The following is a 4,650-nucleotide window of genomic DNA, read 5'->3' on the forward strand; positions in this document are numbered from 1 at the left end:
CTCGAGCGCGTCGGTCGCCTCGAACTGCCGGTCGAGGTCCGTCCGGCGGGTGCCGACGAGACCGCCGACGGCACCGGATGGCGTACCCGTGTGAGCCTGCACGTCGACGACGCCGGACGCGTCGGCCCGTTCGCGCCGCGCTCGCACCGGGTCGTCGAGACCCCCGACCTGCCGCTCGCGACTGCGGACCTCGCCCGCGTGGCCGCCGACCTGCGCGGCGCCGCCGAGGGCCGCATCGACCTCGTACAGCCGGCCGACGGCCGCGTCCGCGTGCTGCCGCGGCCGGACGGCGCCCGGCCCACCGGACCGGTCGAGGTCGTCGAGGAGCGCGTCGGCGACCGCTCGTTCCGCGTCGACGCGGGCGGCTTCTGGCAGGTCCACCGACTGGCCGCCGGCGCCCTCACGGAGGCGGTCGCCGATCGCCTCCGTTCCTCGGCGGGTGACCTGGATCCGGATGCCATCCACCTCGACCTCTACGGAGGCGTGGGCCTCTTCGCCGCGACCCTGGGCGATCTCGGCGGTGCGTCGACGCGCGTGGTGAGCGTCGAGAGCGACCCGAGGGCGACGGAGCACGCGGGGGAGAACCTCGCGGAGTGGGTCGGCGCGCGCGCCGAGACGGCCCGTGTCGACCGCTACGTCGGGCGTCTGCGAGCCGAGGCCTCCGAGCGTGAGCGCGAACGTCTCTCCCGCGGTGTCGTGGTGCTGGACCCGCCGCGGGCCGGAGCGGGACGCGAGGTCGTCGAGGGCATCGCCGCGCTGGCGCCGCAGACGGTCGTCTACGTCGCGTGCGACCCCGTCGCGCTGGCCCGGGATCTCGCGACGTTCGCCATCCACGGCTACCGCGCCGACGGGGGTGTGCACGGGCTCGACCTCTTCCCGAACTCCCACCACGTCGAGGCCGTCGTCGCCCTGCGTCGGTGACGCGGTGGCGACGCCCGCTCGTGATGCGCCGGTGATACGTCGACGACCCGCCGATCGGGGGATGTGGACTCCCGTTCCGGAGAGGGCGGCGCGGATACGATATGAGGATGACGCGCGTCGCCCTCATCGATGACCACGAATCGGTCCGTCTCGGCCTCGAGGCTGCGCTCGCTCAGACGGGGTCGTTCGACGTGGTGTCCTCGGGTGCGAACGTCGCCGCCTACCTCGATTGGCGCCGCGCCGCGGGCGAGGCTCCCGCGGACGTCGTCGTGCTCGACCTCACTCTCGGCGACGGCACCACCGTGTCCGAGAACGTCGACCGGGTCGTGCGCGACGGGTCGAGCGTCATCATCCACAGCGTCGCCGACCGCCCGGCCGCCGTCCGCGAGGCGCTCGCCGCCGGTGCGGCCGGCATCGTGAGCAAGTCCTCGCCCACGCACGAGGTGCTCGCGGCGATCGACACCGTCGCGCGCGGCGAGTTGCTCGACAACGTCGAGTGGGCCAGCGCGGTCGACGGCGACCGCGAGTTCGCGGACGCGCAGCTGTCGGCGCGCGAGCGCGAGGTCCTGCGGCTCTACGCCGCCGGGCTCCCGCTCAAGGCCGTGGCGGAGCGCCTGGGCGTGGCGTATTCCACGGCCAAGGAGAACATCACGCGCGTGCGGGTGAAGTACGTCGAGGTGGGGCGCCCCGCCCCGACGAAGGTCGATCTGCTGCGGCGGGCGATGGAGGACGGCATCCTCCACGAGACGCCCGAGACGCCCCGCGATGCCTGACGTCGACCGCTCCGTCCTCGACGAGGCGTGGGCACGCATCCCTCACACGCGCGAGACCAGCGACGACCCCGGATCCTTCACGCAGAAGCGGATCGAGCGTGTCATCACGCTGCTGGTCGGACCGGCGTGCCTGGTCCTCGGGGTCCAGGCGTTCGTCGCGGCCTTCGGCCCGAGCGACGAGGCTGCGGGGTGGCACCTCCCCCTCGTGGTCGGTGTCTTCGTGCCGCTGGTCGCGATGGTCGTGGCGTGCGCGGTCGACCGCTTCGCGCGGTTGTTCTCGGGCCTGTTCGCGGTACTGTTCATGGTGGCTCTGGTGCTGTGGCCGTTCGCGACGGCCGGGGGTGAGGCGCCGTCACCGACCGAGAACCCCTGGATCTTCTACCTCATCAACGTCGCCACGGTCGCGACGGTCGTCGCCTTCCCGTTGCCGCTGCAGGTCGCGTGGACCGTCGCCGCTCCGCTGCTGTTCGGCGTGGTCCGACTCCTGCAGGCGGGCGGTCGTCCTGAGTTCCTCCTGCCTGTCGCGCTCGACGTCTCCTTCGCGCTGCTGCTGGGCAGCGTCCTGGTCACGCTGACGTGGATGTACCGGTCGATCGCGGCGAATGTCGACGAGACCCGCACGCGCGCGGTCGCGAGCTACGCCTCGGCGGCCGCCACCGCGGCGACCGAACATGAACGCGTCGCCGTCGCCGCCCTCATGCACGACAGCGTCCTGGGTGCCCTGCTCGCCGCGGAGCGCGCCGCGACCCCGCGCGAACGCACCCTTGCGGTGAGCATGGCGCGCGAGGCCCTCACCCGACTGGCGAACGCCGAGAAGGACGCCCTCGAGGGGAGCGACGAGCCAATGGATGCCGTGGCCCTCGCCGACGACATCGAGAAGTCCGCGCGCGACTTCGGCGTCGAACTCGTCGTCGTTCGGCGCGTGCAGGAGGGGACTCCCCGTGTCCCGGGCCGCGTCGCCCGCGCGCTGGTGCTCGCGGCCATGCAGGCCGTCGCCAACGCCGTGCAGCACGCGGACGCCGCCGCGCTCTCGGTCGAGGTCATGGGCTCGGCCGATCCGGGCGGCGTGACGATCCGCGTCCGCGACGCGGGTCGCGGTTTCGACGTCAATGCGATCCCGGCGGATCGGCTCGGCATCCGCGGCTCGATCATTGCGCGGGTGACGGCGGTCGGCGGACGCTCGACCGTGGATTCGTCGCCCGCGGGCACCACGGTGACCCTCGAGTGGGAGAGCGGAGACCGCTGGTGACCGTCCGCTCCATCCTGTCGGGCATCGCCCTCGCCTTCACGGCGTACCTCGCCGCCCGGAGCCTGCTGTGGACGCTGCCCGAGACGGTCGAGCGCGGCTGGCTGCTGATCGCCGCGCTGGTGATCTACCTGCCGATCACGTGGGTGTGGGTCCTTCTCCCGACCCGTCGGCGCATTTCCGAGCCCGGTGATGCGGAGGCGGATGAGCGGCTCTCCCCGCCGCGCTGGGCCATCGCGCTGGCGCTGTTCGCGGCCGCCGTCGTGCCCAACGCCGCGTTCGCCGCGGTCAGCGAGGCGGGCCGGGCCCAGCCGTTCGTCACATGGGTGATCGGGGGCATCGGTGCGCTGATGACCGTCGTCATGGTGCGCCGCCGGCCGATCGTGGCGTGGATCGGCACCGGCATCCTGGCACTCTCCGCGTCCGTCTGGTTGGGGCCCCTCTCGGCCCTCAGCCTCGGCCTCGTCGGTTCGCTCGTCTGGGTCGCGGCCGCGCAGCTCATCACGGTCGCCCTCGACCGGGTCGCGCGCGACGCCGAGGAGCTCTCCGAGCTGCAGCAGGCGGCCTCGGCCTGGCAGGCGTCGCAGAGCGGGCGCCAGCGCGAGCGCCGTCTGCACGTACAGCGAGCACTCCACGTGGCCGGCCCGGTGCTCGGTCGGACGATCGAGACGGGTGGCAACCTGCGGCCGAGCGAGAAGACCGCAGCCCGGCTGGCGGAGCAGAGTCTCCGTGACGAGCTGCGGAGTCCGCGTCTCCTGGACGACGGCGTGCGCGCGGAGATCGACGCGGCGCGTCGCCGCGGCATGATCGTGATGCTGTTCGACGAGGGCGGGCTGGATGACCTGCCCCCGTCCGCGCTGGAGGACATCCGCTCCGAGCTCGCGGGGATCGTGCGCGACGCGACCTCCGAGCGCGTGATCATCCGCTCGTCGCCGCATCACGAGATCGCGGTCACGGTGGTCGGCCGTCGAGCGACCGCCGGGGCCAGTGCGGACGAGGACGACGTGGATCTCTGGCGCGAGATCCGTCGCCCCCGCTGAACGCCCCGCGGCGGCGCCGGCCAGGGCACGCCGCTCCGTGGGCGAGCCGCACCCGAATCAGCCGCGCTCGAGCCCGCCCACGACCGCAGGAGCCGCGCCGGAACCGGCCGCGCCCAGGCCGACCGCGCCGCAACCAGAAGCCCCCCGCGGCGGGAGCCGAGGGGGGCCGTGTCGGGTTTCTGCATCCGGGGAAGAGTGCGAAAAATGAGGGGTGAGGGGCGGCAATGCCTGCCCCTCACCCATGCGAACGGCTACCCGAAAACCGTCCGCGGCGGCCGGAAACCGGCTCGATGGAGCGGCCCGACCGAACGCGTGATGCGTTCCAGCTCCTCCAGTATTCGCGAACGATCTCGCGGCGTCTGTAGGTATTTCGGGGGACAGTCAGCCGGTGAAGGCGTGCCAACCCGCGGCGCGGTTCAGCGGGGTGCGGAGCCCGCGCGCGGACAGCTCCCAGCGCGAGCGCGCCGAGACCTCGGGCGCGGTGGCATCCGCGGTCTCGCGCGCATAGGCCTCGCTCACGACGACGATCGCCGCCGCGAGTTCCTCGGGCGTCGGCGTGCCGCGGACGACCCGGGCGACGGGCTCGGCGGGGGCCTCGTCGTTCACAGCGGGATGTTCCCGTGCTTCTTGGCCGGCAGGCTCGCTCGCTTGTTCCGCAGTGCCCGCAGCG

The 4,650-nt window shown here is 73.2% G+C and carries 5 protein-coding genes; 4 read left to right on the forward strand and 1 reads right to left on the reverse strand.

Features of this window, described 5'->3' with window-relative positions; genetic code table 11:
* The 4 genes from AVW09_RS15270 to AVW09_RS15285 form a co-directional block, all read left to right on the forward strand.
* A partial coding sequence (locus AVW09_RS15270) for a class I SAM-dependent RNA methyltransferase (protein ID WP_063258869.1) occupies nt 1–921 on the forward strand: 921 nt, incomplete at its 5' end.
* Nucleotides 922–1,028: 107 nt separating this feature from the next.
* On the forward strand, nt 1,029–1,694 hold the full coding sequence (locus AVW09_RS15275; protein ID WP_063258870.1) for a response regulator transcription factor: 666 nt from the start codon (nt 1,029–1,031) through the stop codon (nt 1,692–1,694).
* Nucleotides 1,687–2,943, forward strand: coding sequence for a sensor histidine kinase (locus AVW09_RS15280; protein WP_197462666.1), 1,257 nt, complete (start codon nt 1,687–1,689; stop codon nt 2,941–2,943). The genes AVW09_RS15275 and AVW09_RS15280 overlap by 8 nt, the downstream gene beginning before the upstream one ends.
* The gene (locus AVW09_RS15285; protein ID WP_082823021.1) at nt 2,940–3,980 is read left to right on the forward strand and encodes a hypothetical protein; all 1,041 of its coding nucleotides are present in this window, start codon (nt 2,940–2,942) and stop codon (nt 3,978–3,980) included. Before AVW09_RS15280 ends, AVW09_RS15285 begins: the two co-directional genes overlap by 4 nt.
* Before the next feature lie 381 nt (nt 3,981–4,361).
* Here the strand turns inward: AVW09_RS15285 and AVW09_RS15290 are convergent, their stop codons facing one another.
* Nucleotides 4,362–4,586, reverse strand: a complete 225-nt coding sequence (locus AVW09_RS15290) for an acyl-CoA carboxylase subunit epsilon (RefSeq protein ID WP_063258871.1) — start codon at nt 4,584–4,586, stop codon at nt 4,362–4,364.
* Nucleotides 4,587–4,650 lie beyond the last annotated feature (64 nt).

Source organism: Microbacterium sp. T32, from assembly GCF_001619615.1.
Taxonomy (GTDB): domain Bacteria; phylum Actinomycetota; class Actinomycetes; order Actinomycetales; family Microbacteriaceae; genus Microbacterium.

Bases quoted from the DNA above. Each gene is read 5' to 3' on its own strand.
- AVW09_RS15275 (WP_063258870.1), top strand. From the start codon at position 1,029: ATGACGCGCGTCGCCCTCATCGATGACCACGAATCGGTCCGTCTCGGC.
- AVW09_RS15280 (WP_197462666.1), top strand. From the start codon at position 1,687: ATGCCTGACGTCGACCGCTCCGTCCTCGACGAGGCGTGGGCACGCATC.